This is a genomic window from Bartonella sp. MR168JLCBS, from assembly GCF_042194175.1.
Map to the genome: position 1 here is coordinate 1 of NZ_JBHIMP010000616.1, position 545 is coordinate 545.

The window sequence follows — 545 nt, forward strand, 5'->3', positions numbered from 1 at the left end:
CCGAATTAGCTTTTCTAGAAGAAAATTGGCCGTCGAATTTGCCAACAGGCATCGTTCACGCTGATTTATTTAATGATAATGTGTTTTTTAAAATCATAGTCTTTCTTATATTATCGATTTCTATTTTGCTTGTAATGACTTTTTGGCTTATGACTTGGCAATCTGTTTGAATGCATGGTGTTTTGAATATTACATCCCTATAATCTTATCAAAGCACGTGTGCTATTAGAAAATTATCAAAAAATGAGAACATTGGTTCCTTTAGAATTGAACACGATTGTTCCGTTGGCGCGTGGTGCGGCTTTAAGCTTTTTACTCACACGCTTTTATGATTGGTTTAATACACTGCTCGGTAGTTTTGTTGTTAAGAAAGATCCATAGGAATATTGGCACAAGCTTTGTTTTTTAGTAAATACGGGTTCGCTGTGTAAGCTAGGGTTTTGAATTTCATGTTAAATCAACAGAAAGTTGTTGAAATTTATACAGATGGTGCTTGCTCTGGTAATCCTGGAGTTGGAGGGTGGGGAGCGATTTTACGCTGGAAT

General features: G+C 36.0%; 1 protein-coding gene and 1 pseudogene. Both read left to right on the forward strand.

The window, feature by feature from the left end:
* Window positions 1–444: pseudogene (locus ACFIK8_RS13025) on the forward strand (phosphotransferase); the annotation flags it as partial.
* A gap of 5 nt (window positions 445–449) precedes the next feature.
* Window positions 450–545 (forward strand): RNase H family protein (locus tag ACFIK8_RS13030; RefSeq protein ID WP_375669662.1); only part of this gene is annotated, 96 nt, incomplete at its 3' end.